The sequence below is a fragment of the Eleftheria terrae genome (assembly GCF_030419005.1).
GTDB classification, from domain to species: Bacteria; Pseudomonadota; Gammaproteobacteria; order Burkholderiales; family Burkholderiaceae_C; genus Caldimonas; species Caldimonas terrae.
This window is the reverse complement of sequence record NZ_CP106951.1, coordinates 4457238-4477861: the sequence shown is the minus strand read 5'-3', so window position 1 is coordinate 4477861 and position 20624 is coordinate 4457238. Positions and strand designations below refer to the sequence as shown.

Here is a 20624-nt window from a genome sequence, read left to right as displayed (position 1 = left end):
TCGGTGTGCCGGCCACAGCACGGCTACCCTTCGGTCCACCCAGCACCGCAGGGAATTTCGATGAATGTCACCTCTTGGGCCCGGCCGCCCGTGCCGCTGGCTGCTTTCCTTGTCGCCTTCGCTTGCTGCGCGGGCGCGGCCAGCGCGCGGGCCGCGACCTTCGAGACGCTGAGCCAGGCACGCTCGGCCAGCATCTACGGTCGTGTCGCCGCGGTCCACCTCGAGAGCGGAGCGACCCGCCACGACGAAGACCGCCAGTCGGCCGCCACCTCCGAGGCCGATGTCGGTCCCGCCCGCCTCAACGCCGGGCTGGCCCTGGAGCTGCCCGACGGCTGGGCCTACGCACAAGGCCGCGCCGAGCAGTTCTCCAGCCTCGGGCCCGACAGCATCCGCTTCAGCGGCCTTGCCGATGCGAATGTGAGCAGCGGCAGCGCCGACGTCCAGGCCGAAGGCAGTGCCGGCGCATCGGTCGATTTCACGCAGCGTTTCGAGCTCGATGCCGCGCAGGATGTCCGGCTGACGATGAACAGCGCCGTGCTGCGCGACCGCAGCGAGGACTTCCAGTTCCTGCTTGCCACCGATGACGGCCGGGTGATCTGGGCCGACACCCTGGTGGTCGGCGACGACGGTGTGGTGCGCCGCTCGTTCTCGCAGCTGCTCAACCTGCAGGCCGGGCGCTACACGCTGAGCGCCTCGCTGCGGGCCGGTGCCTTCCTGTCGGGCGACCTTGCCCAGGCGGGCCGCACGCAGGCCGAATTCACGCTGGCCCCGGTCCCCGAACCGGGCACCTGGGCGCTGGCTGGACTGGGCCTGGTGGCCCTGGTGTGGCGCATGCGGCCGGCACGCCGCAACGACGACCGGCTCTGAGCCTCACCGGGCGGCGCCAGCGGCCCGGGAACGCCTCACGACTGCGCCAGCAACTGCTTCATGTCGGCCGCCAGTGCAGCCGCACCCGCGGCATGGCGCGAGAACAGGCGCAGCTTGCCTTCGGTGTCGAAGACATAGACACCGGCGGTATGGTCCATCGTGTAGGTGTCGGGCGTCTTGCCCGGGACCTTGGCGTAGAACACCTTGAACTCGCGGGCCACCGCGGCGGTCTGCTCTGCCGAGCCGCGCAGCGCGACGAAGCTCGGGTCGAAGCCCTGCATGTAGGCCTTGAGGACCGGAGCCGTGTCGCGCTCCGGGTCGACCGTGATGAACACCGCCTGCAGCTTGTCCCCCTCGGCGCCGAGCAGGCGCTTCGTTTCCGCCAGCTCGGCCAGCGCCGTCGGGCAGACGTCGGGACACTGCGTGAAGCCGAAGAAGACCGCGACAAGCTTGCCCTTGAAGTCGGCCAGCGTGCGGGGCTGGCCGTTGTGGTCGGTCAGGCTGAAACCATGGCCGTAGTCGGCGCCGGTGAGGTCCACGCTGTTGAAGGCGGCTCGCTGCTGGCAACCGACCATGCCGGCCAGCGCCACCGTCGCCACGGACAGGATGAGGGATCGACGTTGCATCAGAGCCAGGGCCTCAGGTAGTGGTCAACCAGCAGCGCGGCAAACAGCAGCGCCAGGTGCAGGATCGAGAAGCGGAAGGTGCGGCGCGCCAGCTGGTCCGAGTAGTTGCGCCACAGCCGCCAGCCATAGGCGATGAACCAGCCGCCCAGCACCATGGCCGACGCCAGGTAGATCCAGCCGCTCATGCCGTAGACGAAGGGCAGCAGCGTGGCCGCGAACAGCACGAAGGTGTAGAGCAGCACGTTCAGCCGCGTGAATTCCGAGCCGTGGGTGACCGGCAGCATCGGCAGGCCCGACTTGCGGTAGTCCTCCGCCCGGTACAGTGCCAGGGCCCAGAAATGCGGCGGCGTCCACAAGAAGATGATGAGGAAGAGCATCAGCGCCTCGGGCCCGACCTCACCGCGCAGCGCGGCCCAGCCCAGCACCGGCGGCATCGCGCCCGAGGCGCCGCCGATCACGATGTTCTGTGGCGTCAGCGGCTTCAGCACCACCGTGTAGATGACGGCATAGCCGACAAAGGTGGCAAAGGTCAGCCACATCGTCAGCGGGTTCACCAGCAGGTACAGCAGCAACATGCCGGCGCCACACAGCACGCCGGAAAACAGCAGCGTCTGGCTGTTCGTCAGCTCGCCCTTGGCGGTGGGCCGCCAGGCGGTGCGCTGCATCTTGGCATCGATGTGCTGCTCCACCAGGCAGTTGAAGGCCGCCGCCGCCCCGGCCACCAGCCAGATGCCGACCGTGGCCGCCAGCGCCGGTTGCCAGTCGGGCAGGCCCGGCACGGCCAGGAACATGCCGATGACGGCGCAAAAGACGATGAGTTGCACCACCCGCGGCTTGGTCAGCGCATAGAACTGCGCGACGCGCGAGGGCGGCGAGTGGGTGCTGGCGATCGTTCCGGGCATGGCGATGGGGGTGGAGGCAGGCATTCTAGGGGTGGTGCGAAGAGGCCAGTCCGGCGACGGACGGGCGGCTCCGGGCGGCCGGCACGCCGGCCACCGCGATATGGGCGCGCGCCAACATCACGGTCAGCACCGCGATGAGCACCGCTGCGCCGCCGGTGTGCAGCACCGCGGCCAGCAGCGGCCAGCCGAGCACGATGTTGCTGATGCCGGTGGCGGCCTGCCACACGCCGCAGCCAAGCAGGGCCAGCGCATAGCGGCGCGCCTGCGGCTCGCTGCGGCTGGCGGCCCACAGCCGCCACGCCAGCAGCGCCAGCGCTGCAAACACCAGGTAGGCACTCAACCGGTGGGTGTAGTGGATGGCAGTGAGGGCGGCAAACGGCAGGAAGCCGCCGTCGCGGCCGGCACCCAGCTCACGGGCGATGGCAAAGCCATGCTCGAAGTCCATCTCCGGCCACCAGCCGCCGTGGCAGGTGGGGAAGTCGGTGCAGGCGAGCACGGCGTAGTTGGTGCTGACCCAGCCGCCCAGCGCCACCTGCAACCAGGCCAGCGCAAAGACGGCCCAGACACCGGCCCGCAAGCCGCTGCCCAGGCGCAGGCCGCGGCCGCGATAGAACTGGGCTTGCGCCGCCAGCAGCGCGAGCAGGACCAACCCGCCCAGCAGGTGGGCCGTGACAATGGCCGGATACAGCTTCCAGGTCACGGTCAATGCGCCGAACGCACCCTGCACGCAGACCCAGGCGAGCGTCGCGGTGGCCCACCAGGGCGACAGCGGCGCCCGCCGGCTGGCCAGCCAGCTCGACAGTGCCAGCACCGTGATGAGCACGCCAACGCCGGTGGCCAGGTAGCGGTGGATCATCTCGATCCAGGCCTTTCGGTGTGTCACCGGGCCGGTCGGCATGTCGGCCTGCGCGTCGCTGATCTGCCGGTGCGCGCCCACCGGGCTCGCTTCGCCGTAGCAGCCGGGCCAGTCGGGGCAGCCCAGGCCCGAGTCGGTCAGGCGGGTGAAGGCACCGAAGAGGATCAGGTCGAAGGTCAGGAACAGGGTCAGTAGCGTCAGCGCACTCAGGCGCTGCCCCGGCTGGCCACCGCGATGGCGCAGCCATACCCAGGCCAGCGGCCCCAGCGCGACGACGATGCCCAGCAGCGCCACGCGCAGCACCGGCGTGAGGTCATAGAGCGCCTGGCTGTCCATGCTCAACTCCCCCGGCCGGCCCGGTCCCAGTGCTGGGAAGCGCGCAGCAGCTTGCCGAGGTCGCGCTTGATCTTCTCGGGATCGGCGTCGGCCGGAAAGCGCATCATCCAGTTGCCGAGCGGATCGACGACATAAAGGTGGTCTTCCAGCGCATGGCCGGGCGCCGGTACCAGCCAGCGGGCCAGTTCGTCGCGCGGCACCCGCAGCACGTGGGCGCTGGCGACCTGCACGGCCTTCAGCACTTCCGGCCGCACCGGCGCCTGGTCGACCACGAACCACACCTTGTCGAGCCGGTCGCGGTCGCGGCCCAGCGTCTCGCGCAGCTGGCGCTGCAGGTAGAGGCGCCGCTCGCAGCCGGCGTCGCAGGCAGCCGGCGCTGCTGCCACCAGCAGCCACTGCTGCTTCAGTCCGGCGGCGTCGACCGCCTGGCCTTCGAGGTCGTGCAGCGTCAGGGCCGGCAGGGGCCGCTGGGGATCGATCAGCTCGCCGTAGTTGGTCCGGCCCTGCGGCCGGATCACGTAATAGGTGAAGTAGGAGGCGATCACCGGCGATGCGCAGACCAGCAGCACCAGCAGCATCTTCAGGCGGCCCAGGCGGGTGCGCCGGCCGCCCTCGACATCGAGCGCCGGCAGGCTGTGCACCGTGAAGCTCAGCGGCTCGGCCGCGCCGCGATCACCCGGCACGGCGGCGTCGCGGGCGGAGGAGTTGGAACCAGACATAGAGACCTGTCATCAGCGCACTCAAGGCCAGCCACTGGAAGGCATAGCCATAGTGCTTGTGAACGTCCACCGCGGGTTGCGGCCAGTCGCGCGACAGGCCGTCTGCGGCGCTGTCGCCGGCGGCAGGCGCCACCTGCACCAGCGAGACCGGCCACAGCGGCGTGCCGATCTCCTGCGCGAACGCGGAAACATCGAGATTTTGCCGGATGCGGCCGCCGCCGGCTGGCGCGAACTCATAGAGCTTGCTTGGCGGCGGTGCGATACGCCCGTCGATGCGCACCTCGCCAGCCGGCGTCGGCACCGCCGGCAGCCGCGTGCGGTCCCGCACGTCACGCGGCACCCAGCCGCGCTGCACCAGGACGGCATCGCGGCGACCGGCCATCTGCAGCGGCGTGAGGACATAGAAGCCGGGCTGGCCGTGCATCTGCCGGTTGTCGAGGAACACGGTGTGCTCGGCCAGCCAGCGGCCGCGCAGCGTCGCGGCCCGCCAATGCAGCGTGCTGTCGCCGGCAGCCGGTGTGCGCAGCTCGGCCAGCTCCAGCGGTGGCAGGCGGCCCTGCGCCTCCAGCGCCGCCTGCAGCGCCTCTTTCTGCGCGGCCCGGCCGAGCTGCCAACGCGCCAGGGACAGGGTCACGGCGACGCCGGCCAGCGTCGCCAGCAAGACCACCACCCGCCGCCAGGCCGGCCTCGTCGCCACTGTCGTCATCGGGGGAGCCGGCCGACGGCCGGTGGGATAATCGCTGCCATGAAACTCCTGATCGGCCTGGCCTTCCTGCTCATCATCGGCAGCCTTGCATCGGCCCTTGTCTTCATGATGCGCGACGGCCGCAACGGCAAGCCCAAGACCAACAACATGGTGCGGGCGCTCGCGTTCCGGGTCGGATTTTCCATCCTGCTGTTTGTCTGCATCCTGGTGAGCTACAAGTTGGGGTGGATACAGCCAACCGGGGTGCCCATCGTCAGGTGACTCGCTGCCCGCCAAAACAAAACGCCGCTTGATGCGGCGTTTTGTTTTTGGGGAATCGCCCTGCCCCGGCCCGCCACAGCGGGCCGGAGGCCGGAGATCACAGCCAGTAGACGACCACGTACAGGCCCAGCCACACCACGTCGACAAAGTGCCAGTACCAGGCGGCGCCTTCGAAACCGAAGTGGCGCTCGGCCGTGAAATGGCCCTTCTGCAGGCGCAGGGTGATGAACAGCAGCATCAGCATGCCGACGAACACATGGAAGCCGTGGAAGCCGGTCAGCATGTAGAAGGTCGAGCCGAAGATGCCGGAGCTGAGCTTGAGGTTCAGCTCATGGTAGGCATGCGCGTACTCGTAGCCCTGGAAGCCCAGGAACACGATGCCCAGGAGCACCGTCAGCCACATGAAGGCGATGGTCTTGGCACGGTGGCCCTCGCGCAGCGCATGGTGGGCGATGGTCAGCGTGACGCCCGAGGTCAGCAGCAGCGCGGTATTGATGGTCGGGATGGGCCAGGGGCCGACGCGCAGGAAGGGCTCGACGATGCCTGCCGGCGAGCCGGTGATGCCGTCCATCTGGCTCGGCCAGATGGCCTTGAAGTCCGGCCACAGGATCTGGTGTTCCAGGTTGCCCAGCGACGGCAACGTGAAGTTGCGGGCCCAGAACAGCGCGCCGAAGAAGGCACCGAAGAACATCACCTCGGAGAAGATGAACCAGGCCATGCTCCAGCGATAGGACACGTCGATGCGGTCGCTGTACATGCCGCCTTCGCTCTCGCGGATCGAGTCACCGAACCACTGGAACAGGATGAAGGCCCACCACAGCAGCCCGAACAGCAGGGAATAGGCCCCCCACTGGTGGCCGTTGATCCACTGGCCTGCGCCCAGGATCACGAAAAACAGGCCGAAGGCCGCCATGGCCGGGTGCCGCGAGGGGCCGGGCACAAAGTAGTAAGGCGTTGCGCCTTGGTGTGTCGCTGCCGACATGTTTTCTCCTAAAACCTGAACTGCTCTGTTCTGTAATGCTAAGGAAGCCTTGCCTCTGCCGATACGCCGCTCAAGCCGCCACGCCGCTGCCGATGACCCAGCGCACCAGCAGCACCAGCGCCACGACGAACACCGCAGCCGCCAGCAGCCCCGCGATGACAACGTGAAGCGGGTTGAGCTGCCCGACGTCCTTCTCGTAGTCGGACGACTTGCGCACGCCGAAGAACGACCACGCCACCGCCTTCAGCGTCTGCAGGAAGGAACCCTTGCGGCGCACGGCCGACTTCAGGTCCTCGCCATGGCCGTGCGGCTCGCTCATACCTTGGGCTCCACCGAGCGAATGGCGGCCGTCCCCTGCCCTGCCGGTGCCGCCGGCACCTTGCCGCCCACCTCGAAGAAGGTGTAGGACAGGGTGATGGTGGTCACGTCCTTCGGCAGCTTGTGGTCGATCACGAACACCACCGGCCAGTTTTTCTTCTCGCCGGGCTGCAGGGTGTACTCGTTGAAGCAGAAGCACTCCAGCTTGTTGAAGTGCGACATCGCCTGCTTCGGCGCATAGCTGGGAATGGCCTGGGCCGCCATGGTGCGGTTCTGCACGTTCTTGAACTCGTACATCACGGTGGTCATCTCGCCAGGATGCACGGTCAGCGAACGCACCGCCGGCTTGAACTCCCAGGGGCCGCGCACATTGGTGTCGAACTCGATCGTGATGCTGCGCGAAGTGTCGATCTGGGTGTTGACCGACCCGCCATGCGCCATGCCGGGCAACAGCCGCTCGCTGCGCGAGAGCACGTTGATGCCCAGCGCGGAGCAGATGGCGTTGTACATCGGCACCAGCGCGTAGGCGAAGCCGCCCATCAGCGCGACCACGACGGCGAGCTTGCCCAGCATGCGCAGGTTGTCGCTGCGCCGTGCTTCGTCGTGGTTCCGCTCGCTCATGTCAGCTCCGTGCCTGCCTGCGTCAACCGCCGAAAAACACCATGCGGGCGATGAAGCCGACGAAGAAAACCAGCACCACGGACGCCAGGATCAGGGCCAGGCGCAGGTTCTTCTTCTTTTGCTCGTCAGTCGTCATCGTCAGCTCCGGGCAGCGCGGCTCAGCCGATCACCTTGGTGGCGTTGGCGTTCAGCTTGGGCGGGTTCTCGAAGGTGTGGAAGGGGGCCGGCGACGGCACTTCCCATTCCAGGCCCTCGGCGCCTTCCCAGGGGCGGGTCACGGCCTTCTCACCCTTGCCGCGCATGGCCGGCAGCACGACGAACAGGAAGAAGTAGACCTGCATCAGTCCGAAGGCGAAGGCACCCACGGACGCCAGCGCGTTGAAGTCGGCGAACTGCATCGGGTAGTCGGCGTAGCGACGCGGCATGCCGGCCAGGCCCAGGAAGTGCATCGGGAAGAAGGTGACGTTGAAGGTGATCAACGAGCCCCAGAAGTGGATGCGGCCACGGGTTTCCGAATACATCACGCCGGTCCACTTCGGCGCCCAGTAGTAGAAGCCGGCGAACAGCGCGAACAGCGAGCCGGCCACCAGCACATAGTGGAAGTGCGCCACCACGTAGTAGGTGTCCTGCAGCTGGATGTCGATCGGTGCGACCGACAGGATCAGGCCGGTGAAGCCGCCCATCGTGAACACGAAGATGAAGCCGACCGCGAACAGCATCGGCGTCTCGAAGGTCATCGAGCCGCGCCACATGGTGGCCACCCAGTTGAAGATCTTCACGCCCGTGGGCACCGCGATCAGCATGGTCGCGTACATGAAGAACAGCTGGCCGGTCACCGGCATGCCGGTGGTGAACATGTGGTGCGCCCACACGATGAAGGACAGGATCGCGATCGAGCCGGTCGCATACACCATCGAGGTGTAGCCGAACAGGCGCTTGCGCGCGAAGGCCGGCACGATCTGGCTGATGATGCCGAAGGCCGGCAGGATCATGATGTACACCTCGGGGTGACCGAAGAACCAGAAGATGTGCTGGTACATGATCGGATCACCGCCGCCAGCCGGATTGAAGAAGCTGGTGTGGAAGTGGCGGTCGGTCAGCGTCATCGTGATGGCACCGGCCAGCACAGGCATCACCGCGATCAGAAGGTAGGCAGTGATGAGCCAGGTCCAGGCGAACATCGGCATCTTCATCAGCGTCATGCCGGGCGCGCGCATGTTGAGCACCGTCACGATGATGTTGATCGAGCCCATGATGGAGCTGGCGCCGAGGATGTGCATCGCGAAGATGCCGGCATCCATCGACGGGCCCATCTGCAGGGTCAGCGGCGCATAGAGCGTCCAGCCGGCTGCGGGCGCGCCGCCCGGCATGAAGAAGGACGCCACCAGCATGATGGCCGCCGGGATCATCAGCCAGAAGCTGAAGTTGTTCATCCGGGCGAAGGCCATGTCGGAGGCGCCGATCTGCAGCGGCAGCATCCAGTTCGCAAAGCCGACGAAGGCCGGCATGATCGCGCCGAACACCATGATCAGGCCGTGCATGGTGGTGAACTGGTTGAACAGCTCGGGGTTCACGATCTGCAGGCCGGGCTGGAACAGCTCGGCGCGAATCAGCAGCGCCAGGACGCCGCCGACCATCAGCATCGCGAAGCTGAACAGCATGTACAGCGTGCCGATGTCCTTGTGGTTGGTCGCGAACACCCAGCGGCGCCAGCCGTGCGGATGGTCGTGGGCATGGTCATGGCCGTGGTCGCCCGCAGCGTGACCGTGGGGGTCGAGAACTGCACTCATGTCGGTTCCTTTTTCAATACTGCCTAGGGCTTACTTGCGAGCCGCGACGACTTCGGCCGGCTGCACCAGCTGGCCCGTCTTGTTCGACCACGAGTTCTTGGTATACGTCACCACCGCGGCGATCTCCGTGTCGGACAGCTGCTTCCATGCCGGCATCGCGCCATTGGCCGCGCCGTGCAGCACGATGGCGAGCTGCTTGTTCTTGTCGGCATCGAGCACCACCGGCGAGCCAGCCAGCGCCTTGACCGGGCCGCCGCCGCTGCCGTCAGCCTTGTGGCAGGCCGCGCAGTTGGCGCTGTAGACCTGCTGGCCACGCGCCACCAGGTCGGGCAACTGCCACACCTTGTTCGGATCGTCTGCCTTGGCGGCCATTTCCTTCTGCTTGCCCTGCACCCAGGCGGTGTACTCGGCGTCGCTGACCACCTTCACGTGGATGGGCATGTAGGCGTGTTCCTTGCCACACAGCTCGGCGCACTGGCCGTAGTAGTCGCCGGTCTTCTCGGCACGGAACCAGGTGTCGCGCACGAAGCCGGGAATGGCATCCTGCTTGACGCCGAAGGCCGGCACCATCCAGGCGTGGATCACGTCGTTGGCGGTCGTGACGATGCGGATCTTCTTGTTGACCGGCACCACCAGCGGGTTGTCCACCCGCAGCAGGTAGTCGTCACCCGAGGGCTTGCCGGTGTCGGACATCTCGCGCTGGCTGTTGTCGAGCGTGGACAGGAAGGAAATGCCTTCGCCTTCGCCCTTCAGGTAGTCATAGCCCCACTTCCACTGGTAGCCGGTGGCCTTGATGGTGACGTCGGCATTGGTGGTGTCCTTCATGGCGACGACGGCCTTGGTGGCCGGCAGCGCCATCAGGATGACGATGATGAAGGGCACCACGGTCCAGGCGATCTCGACCTTGACGCTCTCGTGGAAGTTGGCCGACTTGGCGCCCTTGGACTTGCGGTGCTTGACCAGCGAGTAGAACAGGACGCCGAACACCGCGACGAAGATGATGATGCAGATCCACAGCATCATGTAGTGCAGGTGCTGCTGCTCTGCGGCGATCTTGGTGACCGGCGGATGCATGTCCAACTGGCGCACCGCGGGGCCGCCCGGCAGGTTGTTGACCGCCATCGCACACGTGGTGGCCAGGGCCGCCCCCAACCCGAGGCTCACCTGCCCCGCTTTGTGCCAAAGAGCTTTCAAGGTCTTCATCGTGGTCACTTCAGTTTCAAACTCTCTATCAACGACGTCCCGGCGGTCGCGCCCTGCCACTGCAGGGCCGGCTCGCCGCGCAACGCGCTGCGCAATTCTTCGGCCAGGCGGCTGCGCTGGTCCGGCCGCAGGTGTCGACCGATCTCGATGCGCTGGCCGCGGCCCCATACCGCGATCAGGTCGCCCGTGTGCTGCCGTGGCTCGATCCGCACCCAGGCGGGGATGAACTCGAAGCACTCGGTGCGGCGGCCGTCCTCACGCTCGATGCGCAGGCACCCGGCCTTCAGCGCGATCCGCTCGCGGTCGCCGGCATGGCGTGCATACACACGCAACGCGACCCCCAGCGCAATCACCTCGGCCCAGGCAAAAGGCATCACCCACCCGGCGCCTTGCGCCCAAAAGAAGGAAGCGATGCCGAGGGACACCGCGCACAGCGAACCGAACACCGCCAGCAGCTGTCGCGGCGACATGGAGCAGTTGCGTTTCAGGACCCATTCCACTTCCCAGGCATCGTCCTGACGGACGACACTCCCGAGCCGTGCGGGGCCTGGCAAGGGCACGGGTGAAGCCGCGGTCGCCATCTGTGCTGCTCCGGTCCTGTGCTGCTGCTCCAATCACCTGGGCCAGGAGATCCGAAGGCGGCCGTGCACGACGGCTGCAGAACCTGCCCAACCAAACCGCTGGATTTTAGCTCAGCGCAAAGAACGGTCACAACCTGCTTGACCCAGATCAGGACGCTGCGTGTGCAGTTCGGCTGCACTGAACACCGCCGCCGGCCAAGTGCCACAAGGCGTGGCGGGCCCGTCCGGGTGCCGGCGACGGCGTCGCGGCCGGGCCACGCCGGGGTGGCGCGCCGTCCTGGCACAGCCTCAGCGCGATGACTTCGGCGTGCGGACCATGGAGCGCATGTCGGCCAGCGACACGCGGGTCTCCTCGCTCACCGGGGCTCGCGGAGCCGCCTTGAAGGCATGGCCGTAGACGATCTCGAAACTCATCGAAATCCTGCCTCCTCCTTGCGCCAGTTCCTGTGTCAGCCGCTGCTTCCAGCGCGGCGTGCGCAGCCCTGCGAAGCGCTGCGGATGCGCATTGCACCCCAGGCTGCGCAGCTCGGCCAGCAGGGCCTCGGGCGTGTCCCAGGTGAGTGTCAGCCGCTCCATGTCCATCACCGGGTCGGCAAAACCGGCGTGCACCATCATGTCGCCGATGTCGTGCATGTCGACGAAGGGGATGGTGGCCGGGCCCCAGCCCTGGCGAGCGTAGAGCGCAGTCAACTCGCGCAGCGTGTCGGGACCCAGGCAGGAGAACATCACGAAACCGTCCACCGCGAGCGCACGCTGCCAGCGCGCCAGCAAGGCCGGTGGATCGGGCGCCCAGTGCAGCGCCATGTTGGCCCATAGCAGCTCGGTCACCTGTTCGCCCACCTCGGCCTCGCTCAAGCCGCCCGGGGCGGCCGCCCAGCGCGCTGGCGACCACCATGGGCGGCGAGCCACACGTGCCGCCTCGGCCGCGGCCTGCTCGGCAGGCTCCACCGCCTGCACCCGGGCACCGGGATACTGCTCGCGCAGCAGCGCCTGGCCACCGCCGGCGGTGCTCCACCAGTCCAGCACCTGGCGAGGCTGGCGCTTCACGATCTCGAGCCGGGCCGCCATGCGGCGGGCCACCTCGGTGTGCAGCCAGGGAGCGGTGGTGGCGGCACGGCGGCGCCAGGCCTGCAGTGCCGCGGCATCGAGAAGCAAGGGAGCGGACGGCGTGGCGGGCATGGGGCGCAGTATATTGAGCCCCATGCTTTCGCGCCTGTTGCGCCCCGCCCGCCTGCTCGCCGGCCTGCCCAGCCTGTGCGCGGTCTGCCATGCTTGGCAGATGCAAAGGGTCTGCCGCGACTGCCTGCTGCAGCATGCAACGCGACGGCCCCGGTGCAAGCGCTGCGCACTGGCCTTGCCGGCCGGCGCCACGACCGGCATCTGCGGCACTTGCCTGCAGCGGCCACCGGCCTTCGACCATGCGGTGGCGGCGCTCGATCATGCCTATCCATGGCACCGCCTGGTGGCGCGCCTGAAGTTCGAATCCGCACTCGACCTGGTTGCGCCGCTGGGCGCCTGCTTGCTCGATGCGCTGGCCGCAGGCGCCGACCACGCGCGGCCGACGCCGCAGCTGCTGTTGCCAGTGCCCTTGTCCCGCCGGCGGCTGGCAGAGCGTGGCTACAACCAGGCCTGGGAGCTGGCACGCTGGCTGTCACCCCGGCTTGGCGTGCGTGCCTGCGCCACCCTGTTGCAGCGCCAGCATGACACGCTGCCCCAGCTCGGCTTGCCGCCGGCGCGCCGTGCGGCGAACGTGCGTGGTGCCTTTCGGGTGGCCAGCCATGAAGCTGCCCTGCTTGCCGGCCGCCATGTCGCCGTGGTGGACGACGTGATGACCACCGGGGCCACCGGCGCCGAGCTGGCACGCGCGCTGAAGGCCGCCGGCGCCGCCAGCGTGCAGCTGTGGGTGCTGACACGCACGCCGGTGCACTGAGCGGCGGCGGCCGCACGGCGCACATCGCCAATAATGGCGCCGATGTTTCGCATCGTCCTTGTCGAACCCGAAATCCCGCCCAACACCGGCAACGTGATCCGGCTCGCCGCCAACACCGGCTGCGAGCTGCATTTGGTCGAGCCGCTCGGCTTCTCGATGGAAGACCGCCTGATGCGCCGCGCCGGCCTCGATTACCACGAATATGCCGACGTGAAGCGTCATGCCGACTGGGCCGCCTTCCTGCAGGCCGAGGCGCCCGACCCGCAGCGCTGCTTCGCCTTCACCACCCGCGGCAGCCGGCCCTTCGCGGAGGTGCGCTGGCAGCCGGGCGACTGGCTGGTCTTCGGTGCCGAAACGCGCGGCCTGGCACCGGCCCTGCGCGACAGCTTTCCCGAGGCGCAGCGCGTGCGGCTGCCGATGCGGCCGGGGCAGCGCAGCCTGAACCTGTCGAACACGGTGGCGGTGGCGGTCTTCGAGGCGTGGCGACAGAACGGCTACCTCGGGGGTGCGTGAAGCGCACGACGGGGCGGCCTGCAGGCGCCCCGGCGACGCCGGGACCGCCCGCGAAGGCGCTCACTCCGGCTTGACGCCGGCCGCCTGGATCACCCGCGCCCAACGCTCCCGCTCGGTTTTCATCAACTGGGCCAGTGCCTCGGGCGCGGTGCCAGCGGCGCTGAAGTACTGCGCCAGCATCCTGCTGCGCACCTCGGGGCTCTTGATGATGCGCACCAGCTCGGCGCTCAGCCGCTGGACGATGGGCCCCGGCGTGCCGGCCGGCGCCAGCACGGCCTGCCAGGACACTGCCTCGAAGCCGGGATAGCCCAGCTCGACGAAGGTGGGCAGCTCCGGCAGCGCGCTGCTGCGGCCGAGCGTCGTCACGCCCAATGCGGTGAGCTTGCCGGCACGCACCTGCCCCATCGCGATGCCGGGCACCATGAAGGCGGCCTGCACCTCCCCGGCCAGCATCGCGTTGACGATCTGCGGAAAGCCCTGGAACGGCACATGCGCGAGCGCCAGCCCGGCACGCGCCTTGAACGACTCCATCGCCAGGTGCGACGCGCTGCCGTTGCCCACCGAACCGTAGTTGAGCGCACCGCGCCGGGCACGGGCAATGCGCACGAAATCAGCCAGGCTCGCCGCACCCAGCTGGGGCGAGACCACCAGCACATTGGGGCTGGTGGCCACCAGGCTCACCGGCGCCAGCTCGCGCACCGGGTCGTAGGGCAGCTGGCGGTTCAGCAGCGGGGCCGTGACGAGCGGGCCCTGGATCGTGAAGAGCAGCGTGTGACCGTCCGGCGCCGCCTTGGCCACCAGGCCGGTACCGATGTTGCCGCCGGCACCGGCGCGGTTCTCCACCACCACCGGCTGGCCAAGCGCTGCGGCCAGCGGCTCGGCGATGACGCGGGCGACGAGGTCGGGCGAACTGCCGGCCGGGAACGGCACCACCAGGCGCAATGCCCGGGCCGGCCAGGCAGGCTCGGCCTGCGCCGGCAGGGTCATGGCCGCGGACCCGGCGGCAAGGGCGTGAAGGATCTGGCGACGTTGCATGGCAGGAGGAGGTGAAGACCGGGCCGACCGCTGCAGGGCTCACCACTCCGGGCGTGCGCCCCGGCCCATGAGTTGTTCGAGGGCCTGCGGCGGTGTCAGGCTGCCGTCGATCACCTGCACCACCGCCTCGGTGATGGGCATCTCGACACCACAGGCCCGGGCCCGCCGCAGCACGGTCGAGGCGCTGTAGACGCCCTCGGCCACATGCCCCAGCTCCTGCAGGATCTGCGGCAGCGCCTGGCCGCGGGCCAGCCGCAGCCCCACCTGCCGGTTGCGCGAGAGCTCGCCGGTGGCGGTCAACACCAGGTCGCCCAGGCCGCTCAGGCCCATGAAGGTCTCGGCACGCGCGTCCAGCGCCAGCCCCAGCCGGGTGATCTCGGCCAGCCCGCGGGTGATCAGCGCGGCGCGGGCGTTGAGCCCGGCGTTCATGCCGTCGGCAATGCCAGTGGCGATCGCGAGCACGTTCTTCACCGCGCCCCCCACCTCCACGCCGACCGGGTCGGCACTGGTGTAGATGCGCAGCGCGTCGCTGTGGAAGACCTCCACCGCGCGCTCGCGCAGGCCTTCGTCGGCGCTGGCGGCCACCAGCGCGGTCGGCTGCCCGCGTGCCACTTCCAGCGCGAAGCTGGGGCCCGACAGCACACCGGCGTGGGCCCGCGGCCGCACCTCCCGGGCCACTTCATGGCCGAGCTGGCCGGTGCCAGCCTCGAAGCCCTTGCACAGCCACCACACATGCGCCTCGGCTGGCAGCACCGCCAGCGTGCTGCGCAAGGCGGCCATCGGCGTGGCGACCACCAGCAGGCCCCCTTCGGCATGGCGAAGCGCGGCCTGCAGGTCGGCTTCGACCTGCAGTGCCTCGGGCAACTCAACTTCAGGGAGGTAGCGGCTGTTGCGGCGCTCGGCCTGCATCTGCCACGCCTGGGCCGCATCGCGGGCCCACAGCAGGGTCGGGTGGCGGGGCGCCGCGCTGATGGCCAGCGCCGTGCCCCAGGCACCGGCCCCCAGAACAGTGAGGTTCATCGGGGGCGTCGGGCGATCAGGCCTTGGCGATGGTGGGCGCGCCGCCACCGTTGGCTGCGGCCGCCTGGGCTTGCGCCTGTTGCTGCTGCTGGGCCTCGAACATGGCCTGGAAGTTCACTTCGGCCAGGTGCACCGGCGGGAAGCCGGCACGGCTGATCAGGTCGGCCACCACGGCGCGCAGGTAGGGGTAGACGATCTGCGGGCAGGCGATGCCGATGATCGGGCTCAGCTGTTCTTCGGGGATGTGGCGGATCTCGAAGATGCCGGCCTGCTTGGCCTCGACCAGGAACAGCGTCTTGTCCTTCAGCTTCGTGTGCACGGTGGCCACCACCGCGACTTCATAGATGCCGTCGGCCACCGGCTGGGCTTCCAGGCCCAGGTTGATGTCGACCTGCGGCTGCTCCTGCTCCAGCAGGATCTGCGGCGAGTTCGGCTGCTCGAGCGACAGGTCCTTGGTGTAGATGCGCTGGATCTGGAACACGGGGTTGGATTCTTGATCGGCCATGATGTGGTGTCGTCCTCAAACGAAAAGCCCGCAACCGAAAGTGGTGCGGGCTGCGTCGCGCATTATGGCCGAGCCCCACCGGGCCGGGCTGCAAGGTGTATCAAGCGCCGCGCGAGCCGCGGCCGGCCGCCGGCCCTCAGGCCGGGTCGCCGTTGAGCAGCGGCATCAGCCCGCCGCGCTGGTCCAGCGCGATCAGGTCGTCGCAGCCGCCGACATGGGTGTCGCCGATGAAGATCTGCGGCACGGTGCGGCGGCCGGTGAGCTGGATCATGTGGTCGCGCTCGCCCGGGTTGAGGTCGACGCGCACTTCCTCGATGTCGCCGACGCCGCGCTGCTTCAACAGCATCTTGGCGCGCTGGCAATACGGGCACACCAGGGTGGTGTACATCTTCACTGCTTGCATGCGGAGTCCTTCGGTGTTTGGCTCGCCGACAAGGCCGGCCGGCTCAGGCCGCCGACTTCTCGATCGGCAGGTTCGCTTCCCGCCAGGCTGCCAAGCCGCCGCCGAGCGGCTGCACGTTCTGGTAGCCCAGCTTCTTCAGGGTAGCGACGGCGCGCGAAGCGCGTGCACCGGTGGCGCAAACCAGGATGAGCGGCAGGGCCTTGTTGGACGGCAGCTCCTTGCCGGCTGATTCGAGGTTGGCCAGCGGCACGTTGCGCGAGCCGGCGACGTGGCCGGCGGCATATTCCCTGGGCTCGCTGACGTCCACCACCACCGCCTTCTCGCGGTTGATCATCATCACCGCCTGGGCGGGGGTGACGCCGCCGGCACGCGAGCCACGGGTCAGCGCAGGCCACACCAGCAGCCCCCCGGACACGAAGGCGGCAAGGACGAGGTACCAGTTGTCGATCAGGAATTTCACGTGAGGGCCCGGACGTAGTGGAAGGTGGCTTGAGGGCGTGGATTATAGAATTTCGGGCTTTGCCGCGACGGCACCCCCGGCGGCAAGGCGCCGACGAGATCCTTCATCCTGCCTGGAGACCCTGCATGTACAAGCTCGTACTCATCCGCCACGGTGAGTCCACCTGGAACCTGGAAAACCGCTTCACCGGCTGGACCGACGTGGAGCTCACCCCGACCGGCGTCGAGCAGGCCAAGGAAGCGGGCCGGCTGCTGAAGGCCGAAGGCTACGAGTTCGACCTGGCCTACACCTCGGTGCTCAAGCGCGCGGTGTGGACCCTGTGGCATGCGCTGGACCAGATGGACCGCACCTGGCTGCCGGTGGTGCATTCCTGGCGCCTCAACGAGCGCCACTACGGCGCCCTGCAGGGCCTGAACAAGGCCGAGACCGCCAAGCAGTACGGCGACGAGCAGGTGCTGGTCTGGCGCCGCAGCTACGACACGCCGCCGCCCGCCCTGGACGCCAAGGACCCGCGCAGCGAGCGCAGCGACATCCGCTACGCCCGCCTGAAGCCCGAGGACATCCCGCTGACCGAGTGCCTGAAGGACACGGTGGCCCGCGTGCTGCCGTTCTGGAACGAATCGATGGCGCCCGCCATCAAGGCCGGCAAGCGCGTGCTGGTGGCGGCGCACGGCAACAGCATCCGCGCGCTGGTGAAGTACCTGGACAACATCTCGGACGACGAGATCGTCGGCCTCAACATCCCCAACGGCATCCCGCTGGTCTACGAGCTGGACGCCGACCTCAAGCCCATCAAGCACTACTACCTGGGCGACGCCGAGGCCGCTGCCCGCGCCGCAGCCGCGGTGGCCAAGCAGGGCAAGGCCTGAGTCGCCGACCGCTGTGGAAGCAAGAAGGGGCCCGACGGGCCCCTTTCTTTTGGCGCGTCACGCGCCGTCGCCGGCCTCCAGCCGTTCGCGGATCTGCTCGCGCACCCGATCGGAGAGTGCGCGGCGGTCCAGGTGGCGGCTGCCTTCGGCCGTCAGCAGGCTCACCCGCACCTGCAGGTCGTCGGCGGTGAGCACCCGCCACAACGAGCTGACCAGGTTGATCTGCCCGATGTAGGCGGCGGCCGGGCTGACAGCGTGCCGCGCGTCGCTGTAGCGCAGCGCGATCGGCTGCACCGGCGTCTCGCTGGCGATGGCCGCCTGCAGCAGGTTGGCATGGAAAGGCAACAGGCCGTGGCCGTCGGAGGTGGTGCCTTCGGGGAAGACCGCCACCGTCTGGCCGGCCTGCAGCGCTTCGGCCACCTGGTGCACCACACGCAGCGCATCGCGCCGGCGTTCGCGCTCGATGTAGAGGGTGCCGCCGGCATCGACCAGCCGGTTCAGCAGCGGCCAGCGCCGCACCTCGGCCTTCGAGACGAACCGCGCCGGCGCCACCGCATTGATGGCCACGATGTCGAGCCAGGACACATGGTTGGCCACGAACAGCTTGGCGCCGGGGCGTGCCTGGCCGTCCACCACCAGCCGCACGCCGGCGGCCGCCAGCAGCTGCTGCGACCAGCGCAGGACCTGCTCGCGGCGCTGATGGGCATCGAGGCGCTCGAAGCGCAGCAGCACGAGGGCCAGGCCGCGCAGCACCTGCAGCAGCACCCGGGCGAAGCGCCAGGCCCCGCGAACGAAACGCGACATGGAGGCGGCTGCCTTCAGGCAGCGCGGTCGCGCGCTTCGAAGGCGACCTGGCCAGCCACCACCGTCCAGCGCACCCGGCCGGGCAACTCGTAGCCGGTGAAGGGCGTGTGGCGGCCCTGGCTCTGCAGCATGGCAGGCGTCACCTGCCAGCGAGCCTCGGCGTCGAACAGGCAGAGGTCGGCCAGGCCGCCCTCCACCAGGCGCCCGGTGCTGGAGGCGAGCGAGCCGAGCGCCTCGCCGATCACGCGCACCGGCTCGCAGGTGAGCACGGCCAGCGTGCGGCGCAGGTCGACCTGCGACTCCTGGCCCCACTTGAGCGCGAGGCTCAGCAGCAGTTCCAGCCCGGTGGCGCCCGGCTCGGCTTCGCCGAAGGGCAGGGTCTTTGCATCGTCATCGACCGGGGTGTGGTCGCTGACCAGCGCGTCGATGGTGCCGTCGGCCAGTCCGGCGCGGATGGCGTCCCGGTCGCGCTGCTGGCGCAGCGGCGGCGTGAGGCGCATGTCGGCGTTGAAGTAGCCGATGTCCAGGTCGGTCAGGTGCAGGTGGTTGATGCTGACGTCGCAGGTCACGGGCAGTCCCTCGGCCTTCGCCGAGCGCACCAGTTCGACCCCGGCGGCACTGCTCAGGCGGCACAGGTGCACGCGGGCACCGGTGACGCGCACCAGCTCGAAGAGGGTGTGCAGTGCGATGGTCTCGGCCGTCACCGGCACGCCGGACAGGCCCAGCCGGGTCGCCACGGCGCCACTGGCGGCGACACCCTTGCCCAGGTGCGGGTCCTGCGGGCGCAGCCACACCGTGTAGCCGAAGGTGGCCGCGTACTGCAGTGCACGCAGCAGCACCTGGGTGTTCTCCAGCGCCACCTCGGCCTGCGAGAAGCCGACGCAGCCGGCCTCGGTCAGCTCGGCCATCTCGGTCAGCACCTCGCCCTGCAGGCCGCGCGTCAACGCCCCCAGCGGGTAGAGGCGCGCCTGGTTAAGGTTGCGGGCGCGGAACTTCAGCATCTCGACCAGTCCGGGCTCGTCCAGCGCCGGATCGGTGTCGGGTGGGCAGACGAGGCTGGTGACACCACCGGCGACGGCGGCGGCCATCTCGCTCTCGAGCATGCCTTCATGCTCGTAGCCCGGCTCGCGCAGCCGTGCGGCCAGGTCCACCAGGCCAGGCGCCACCACCAGCCCGGAGGCGTCGATCTGGCGGTCGGCCTGGAAGTCGGGGCTCACCGAGCCGATGGCGACGATGCGGCCGCCGGCGATGGCGATGTCGCCGGGGGCGTCGCGGCCGCTGGCGGGGTCGATGAGGCGGCCGTTCTTGATCAGGAGTTTCATAGGGGTTCTCACGCCTCGTTGCCCGCGATGATGGACATCACCGCCATGCGCACCGCGATGCCGAAGGTCACCTGCGGCAGGATCACGCTCTGCTTGCCATCGGCCACCGCCGAGTCGATCTCGACGCCGCGGTTGATCGGGCCCGGGTGCATCACGATGGCATCGGGCTTGGCGAGCGCCAGCTTCTCGGGCGTGAGGCCGAAGTTCTTGAAGAACTCGCCGGCCGACGGCAGCAGCGCCCCGCTCATGCGCTCGTTCTGCAGGCGCAGCATGATGATGACGTCGGCGTCGCGGATGCCTTCCTTCATGTCGTGGCAGACACGCACGCCCATCTCCTTCAGGTCGCCAGGCACCAGGGTCTTGGGGCCGACCACCCGCACCTCGGGCACGCCCAGCGTGGTGAGGGCATGGATGTCCGAGCGCGCCACGCGCGAATGCACGATGTCGCCGACGATGGCCACCGTGAGCTGGGTGAAGTCCTTCTTGAAGTGCCGGATCGTGTACATGTCCAGCAGGCCCTGCGTCGGGTGGGCGTGCCGGCCGTCGCCGGCATTCACCACATGCACGTGCGGCGCGCAGTGCTGGGCGATCAGGTAGGGCGCGCCCGACTCGCCGTGGCGCACCACGAACATGTCGGCATGCATCGCGCTCAGGTTGGCGATGGTGTCGAGCAGGCTCTCGCCCTTGGCCGTGGACGAGCGCGCGATGTCGAGGTTGAGCACGTCGGCGCTCAGGCGCTTGGCCGCGATCTCGAACGTGGTGCGGGTGCGGGTGCTGTTTTCGAAGAACAGATTGAAGACGCTCTTGCCGCGCAGCAGCGGCACCTTCTTGACCTCGCGCTCGTTGACGCTCAGGAAGGTCTCGGCAGTGTCCAGGATGTGGTGGATCACCGGCCGGGGCAGCCCCTCGATGGACAGCAGGTGGATCAGCTCGCCGTTCTTGTTGAGCTGGGGGTTGCGCTTGTAGAGCATGGCGTCCTCTGTGGGATGTCCTCT

The 20624-nt window shown here is 68.8% G+C and carries 26 protein-coding genes; 5 read left to right on the top strand and 21 right to left on the bottom strand.

What is annotated here, in order from left to right; all coding sequences use genetic code 11:
* The first annotated feature begins 60 nt into the window (after positions 1-60).
* The gene (locus N7L95_RS20055; protein ID WP_301257016.1) at positions 61-867 is read left to right on the top strand and encodes a PEP-CTERM sorting domain-containing protein; all 807 of its coding nucleotides are present in this window, start codon (positions 61-63) and stop codon (positions 865-867) included.
* A gap of 35 nt (positions 868-902) precedes the next feature.
* Here the strand turns inward: N7L95_RS20055 and N7L95_RS20050 are convergent, their stop codons facing one another.
* The 5 genes from N7L95_RS20050 to N7L95_RS20030 are packed head-to-tail and all read right to left on the bottom strand — an operon-like array spanning position 903 to position 5012.
* Positions 903-1493 (bottom strand): SCO family protein, encoded by a 591-nt coding sequence (locus tag N7L95_RS20050; RefSeq protein ID WP_301257015.1) that lies wholly within the window; start codon positions 1491-1493, stop codon positions 903-905.
* A complete protein-coding gene (gene cyoE, locus N7L95_RS20045; RefSeq protein WP_301260195.1) occupies positions 1493-2395 on the bottom strand; it encodes a heme o synthase in 903 nt (300 codons plus the stop codon). Before cyoE ends, N7L95_RS20050 begins: the two co-directional genes overlap by 1 nt.
* Positions 2396-2420: 25 nt before the next feature.
* On the bottom strand, positions 2421-3587 hold the full coding sequence (locus N7L95_RS20040; protein WP_301257014.1) for a COX15/CtaA family protein: 1167 nt from the start codon (positions 3585-3587) through the stop codon (positions 2421-2423).
* 2 nt (positions 3588-3589) lie between these two features.
* Complete coding sequence (locus N7L95_RS20035; RefSeq protein WP_301257013.1) at positions 3590-4306, bottom strand: SCO family protein; 717 nt, start codon at positions 4304-4306, stop codon at positions 3590-3592.
* The gene (locus tag N7L95_RS20030) at positions 4260-5012 is read right to left on the bottom strand and encodes an SURF1 family protein (protein WP_301257012.1); all 753 of its coding nucleotides are present in this window, start codon (positions 5010-5012) and stop codon (positions 4260-4262) included. Before N7L95_RS20030 ends, N7L95_RS20035 begins: the two co-directional genes overlap by 47 nt.
* 39 nt (positions 5013-5051) lie before the next feature.
* On the opposite strand from N7L95_RS20030, the gene N7L95_RS20025 reads away from it, so the two are divergent.
* On the top strand, positions 5052-5273 hold the full coding sequence (locus N7L95_RS20025; protein WP_301257011.1) for a twin transmembrane helix small protein: 222 nt from the start codon (positions 5052-5054) through the stop codon (positions 5271-5273).
* Between the two features lie 97 nt (positions 5274-5370).
* Here the strand turns inward: N7L95_RS20025 and N7L95_RS20020 are convergent, their stop codons facing one another.
* The 8 genes from N7L95_RS20020 to N7L95_RS19985 all read right to left on the bottom strand — a co-directional run bounded on the left by N7L95_RS20020 (position 5371) and on the right by N7L95_RS19985 (position 11971).
* Complete coding sequence (locus N7L95_RS20020; RefSeq protein WP_301257010.1) at positions 5371-6255, bottom strand: cytochrome c oxidase subunit 3; 885 nt, start codon at positions 6253-6255, stop codon at positions 5371-5373.
* A gap of 70 nt (positions 6256-6325) precedes the next feature.
* On the bottom strand, positions 6326-6574 hold the full coding sequence (locus N7L95_RS20015) for a DUF2970 domain-containing protein (RefSeq protein ID WP_301257009.1): 249 nt from the start codon (positions 6572-6574) through the stop codon (positions 6326-6328).
* Entirely contained in the window at positions 6571-7194 is a 624-nt protein-coding gene (locus N7L95_RS20010; protein ID WP_301257008.1) for a cytochrome c oxidase assembly protein, read from the bottom strand. Before N7L95_RS20010 ends, N7L95_RS20015 begins: the two co-directional genes overlap by 4 nt.
* A gap of 22 nt (positions 7195-7216) precedes the next feature.
* A complete protein-coding gene (locus N7L95_RS20005) occupies positions 7217-7330 on the bottom strand; it encodes a cytochrome oxidase small assembly protein (RefSeq protein WP_301257007.1) in 114 nt (37 codons plus the stop codon).
* Between the two features lie 22 nt (positions 7331-7352).
* A complete protein-coding gene (gene ctaD / locus N7L95_RS20000) occupies positions 7353-8984 on the bottom strand; it encodes a cytochrome c oxidase subunit I (RefSeq protein WP_301257006.1) in 1632 nt (543 codons plus the stop codon).
* A 30-nt stretch (positions 8985-9014) separates the two neighbouring features.
* A complete protein-coding gene (coxB, locus tag N7L95_RS19995; protein ID WP_301257005.1) occupies positions 9015-10187 on the bottom strand; it encodes a cytochrome c oxidase subunit II in 1173 nt (390 codons plus the stop codon).
* 5 nt (positions 10188-10192) lie between these two features.
* A complete protein-coding gene (locus N7L95_RS19990; protein ID WP_301257004.1) occupies positions 10193-10768 on the bottom strand; it encodes a DUF2244 domain-containing protein in 576 nt (191 codons plus the stop codon).
* 288 nt (positions 10769-11056) lie between these two features.
* Positions 11057-11971: a methyltransferase domain-containing protein gene (locus N7L95_RS19985; RefSeq protein ID WP_301257003.1), complete on the bottom strand. Its 915-nt coding sequence runs from the start codon at positions 11969-11971 to the stop codon at positions 11057-11059.
* Positions 11972-12047: 76 nt separating this feature from the next.
* Between N7L95_RS19985 and N7L95_RS19980 the strand changes: the two genes are divergently transcribed.
* Positions 12048-12698 carry a ComF family protein gene (locus N7L95_RS19980; protein ID WP_301257002.1) on the top strand — a complete coding sequence of 217 codons (651 nt, stop codon included), beginning with the start codon at positions 12048-12050 and terminating at the stop codon, positions 12696-12698.
* Between the two features lie 42 nt (positions 12699-12740).
* Positions 12741-13211 carry a tRNA (uridine(34)/cytosine(34)/5-carboxymethylaminomethyluridine(34)-2'-O)-methyltransferase TrmL gene (gene trmL / locus N7L95_RS19975; RefSeq protein ID WP_301257001.1) on the top strand — a complete coding sequence of 157 codons (471 nt, stop codon included), beginning with the start codon at positions 12741-12743 and terminating at the stop codon, positions 13209-13211.
* A gap of 60 nt (positions 13212-13271) precedes the next feature.
* On the opposite strand, the gene N7L95_RS19970 is transcribed toward trmL, so the two are convergent.
* From N7L95_RS19970 to N7L95_RS19950, 5 genes are all read right to left on the bottom strand, one after another.
* The gene (locus N7L95_RS19970; RefSeq protein ID WP_301257000.1) at positions 13272-14198 is read right to left on the bottom strand and encodes a Bug family tripartite tricarboxylate transporter substrate binding protein; all 927 of its coding nucleotides are present in this window, start codon (positions 14196-14198) and stop codon (positions 13272-13274) included.
* A gap of 87 nt (positions 14199-14285) precedes the next feature.
* Complete coding sequence (locus N7L95_RS19965) at positions 14286-15266, bottom strand: NAD(P)H-dependent glycerol-3-phosphate dehydrogenase (protein ID WP_301256999.1); 981 nt, start codon at positions 15264-15266, stop codon at positions 14286-14288.
* A gap of 16 nt (positions 15267-15282) precedes the next feature.
* Positions 15283-15771, bottom strand: coding sequence for a protein-export chaperone SecB (gene secB, locus N7L95_RS19960; RefSeq protein WP_301256998.1), 489 nt, complete (start codon positions 15769-15771; stop codon positions 15283-15285).
* A gap of 136 nt (positions 15772-15907) precedes the next feature.
* Positions 15908-16174: a glutaredoxin 3 gene (gene grxC, locus N7L95_RS19955; protein ID WP_301256997.1), complete on the bottom strand. Its 267-nt coding sequence runs from the start codon at positions 16172-16174 to the stop codon at positions 15908-15910.
* A 43-nt stretch (positions 16175-16217) separates the two neighbouring features.
* Positions 16218-16634 (bottom strand): rhodanese-like domain-containing protein, encoded by a 417-nt coding sequence (locus tag N7L95_RS19950; protein ID WP_301256996.1) that lies wholly within the window; start codon positions 16632-16634, stop codon positions 16218-16220.
* A gap of 125 nt (positions 16635-16759) precedes the next feature.
* Between N7L95_RS19950 and gpmA the strand changes: the two genes are divergently transcribed.
* Positions 16760-17503, top strand: coding sequence for a 2,3-diphosphoglycerate-dependent phosphoglycerate mutase (gene gpmA, locus N7L95_RS19945; RefSeq protein WP_301256995.1), 744 nt, complete (start codon positions 16760-16762; stop codon positions 17501-17503).
* 57 nt (positions 17504-17560) lie between these two features.
* On the opposite strand, the gene N7L95_RS19940 is transcribed toward gpmA, so the two are convergent.
* The 3 genes from N7L95_RS19940 to N7L95_RS19930 are packed head-to-tail and all read right to left on the bottom strand — an operon-like array spanning position 17561 to position 20600.
* The gene (locus N7L95_RS19940; RefSeq protein ID WP_301256994.1) at positions 17561-18307 is read right to left on the bottom strand and encodes a lysophospholipid acyltransferase family protein; all 747 of its coding nucleotides are present in this window, start codon (positions 18305-18307) and stop codon (positions 17561-17563) included.
* A 14-nt stretch (positions 18308-18321) separates the two neighbouring features.
* On the bottom strand, positions 18322-19629 hold the full coding sequence (locus tag N7L95_RS19935; RefSeq protein ID WP_301256993.1) for a dihydroorotase: 1308 nt from the start codon (positions 19627-19629) through the stop codon (positions 18322-18324).
* Between the two features lie 8 nt (positions 19630-19637).
* The gene (locus N7L95_RS19930) at positions 19638-20600 is read right to left on the bottom strand and encodes an aspartate carbamoyltransferase catalytic subunit (RefSeq protein ID WP_301256992.1); all 963 of its coding nucleotides are present in this window, start codon (positions 20598-20600) and stop codon (positions 19638-19640) included.
* Positions 20601-20624 lie beyond the last annotated feature (24 nt).

Coding starts and splice junctions, on each gene's coding strand:
- N7L95_RS20055 (WP_301257016.1), top strand. CDS start 61: ATGAATGTCACCTCTTGGGCCCGGCCGCCCGTGCCGCTGGCTGCTTTC.
- N7L95_RS20050 (WP_301257015.1), bottom strand. CDS start 1,493: ATGCAACGTCGATCCCTCATCCTGTCCGTGGCGACGGTGGCGCTGGCC.
- cyoE (WP_301260195.1), bottom strand. CDS start 2,395: ATGCCCGGAACGATCGCCAGCACCCACTCGCCGCCCTCGCGCGTCGCG.
- N7L95_RS20040 (WP_301257014.1), bottom strand. CDS start 3,587: ATGGACAGCCAGGCGCTCTATGACCTCACGCCGGTGCTGCGCGTGGCG.
- N7L95_RS20035 (WP_301257013.1), bottom strand. CDS start 4,306: ATGTCTGGTTCCAACTCCTCCGCCCGCGACGCCGCCGTGCCGGGTGAT.
- N7L95_RS20030 (WP_301257012.1), bottom strand. CDS start 5,012: ATGACGACAGTGGCGACGAGGCCGGCCTGGCGGCGGGTGGTGGTCTTG.
- N7L95_RS20025 (WP_301257011.1), top strand. CDS start 5,052: ATGAAACTCCTGATCGGCCTGGCCTTCCTGCTCATCATCGGCAGCCTT.
- N7L95_RS20020 (WP_301257010.1), bottom strand. CDS start 6,255: ATGTCGGCAGCGACACACCAAGGCGCAACGCCTTACTACTTTGTGCCC.
- N7L95_RS20015 (WP_301257009.1), bottom strand. CDS start 6,574: ATGAGCGAGCCGCACGGCCATGGCGAGGACCTGAAGTCGGCCGTGCGC.
- N7L95_RS20010 (WP_301257008.1), bottom strand. CDS start 7,194: ATGAGCGAGCGGAACCACGACGAAGCACGGCGCAGCGACAACCTGCGC.
- N7L95_RS20005 (WP_301257007.1), bottom strand. CDS start 7,330: ATGACGACTGACGAGCAAAAGAAGAAGAACCTGCGCCTGGCCCTGATC.
- ctaD (WP_301257006.1), bottom strand. CDS start 8,984: ATGAGTGCAGTTCTCGACCCCCACGGTCACGCTGCGGGCGACCACGGC.
- coxB (WP_301257005.1), bottom strand. CDS start 10,187: ATGAAGACCTTGAAAGCTCTTTGGCACAAAGCGGGGCAGGTGAGCCTC.
- N7L95_RS19990 (WP_301257004.1), bottom strand. CDS start 10,768: ATGGCGACCGCGGCTTCACCCGTGCCCTTGCCAGGCCCCGCACGGCTC.
- N7L95_RS19985 (WP_301257003.1), bottom strand. CDS start 11,971: ATGGGGCTCAATATACTGCGCCCCATGCCCGCCACGCCGTCCGCTCCC.
- N7L95_RS19980 (WP_301257002.1), top strand. CDS start 12,048: ATGCAAAGGGTCTGCCGCGACTGCCTGCTGCAGCATGCAACGCGACGG.
- trmL (WP_301257001.1), top strand. CDS start 12,741: ATGTTTCGCATCGTCCTTGTCGAACCCGAAATCCCGCCCAACACCGGC.
- N7L95_RS19970 (WP_301257000.1), bottom strand. CDS start 14,198: ATGACCCTGCCGGCGCAGGCCGAGCCTGCCTGGCCGGCCCGGGCATTG.
- N7L95_RS19965 (WP_301256999.1), bottom strand. CDS start 15,266: ATGAACCTCACTGTTCTGGGGGCCGGTGCCTGGGGCACGGCGCTGGCC.
- secB (WP_301256998.1), bottom strand. CDS start 15,771: ATGGCCGATCAAGAATCCAACCCCGTGTTCCAGATCCAGCGCATCTAC.
- grxC (WP_301256997.1), bottom strand. CDS start 16,174: ATGCAAGCAGTGAAGATGTACACCACCCTGGTGTGCCCGTATTGCCAG.
- gpmA (WP_301256995.1), top strand. CDS start 16,760: ATGTACAAGCTCGTACTCATCCGCCACGGTGAGTCCACCTGGAACCTG.
- N7L95_RS19940 (WP_301256994.1), bottom strand. CDS start 18,307: ATGTCGCGTTTCGTTCGCGGGGCCTGGCGCTTCGCCCGGGTGCTGCTG.
- N7L95_RS19935 (WP_301256993.1), bottom strand. CDS start 19,629: ATGAAACTCCTGATCAAGAACGGCCGCCTCATCGACCCCGCCAGCGGC.
- N7L95_RS19930 (WP_301256992.1), bottom strand. CDS start 20,600: ATGCTCTACAAGCGCAACCCCCAGCTCAACAAGAACGGCGAGCTGATC.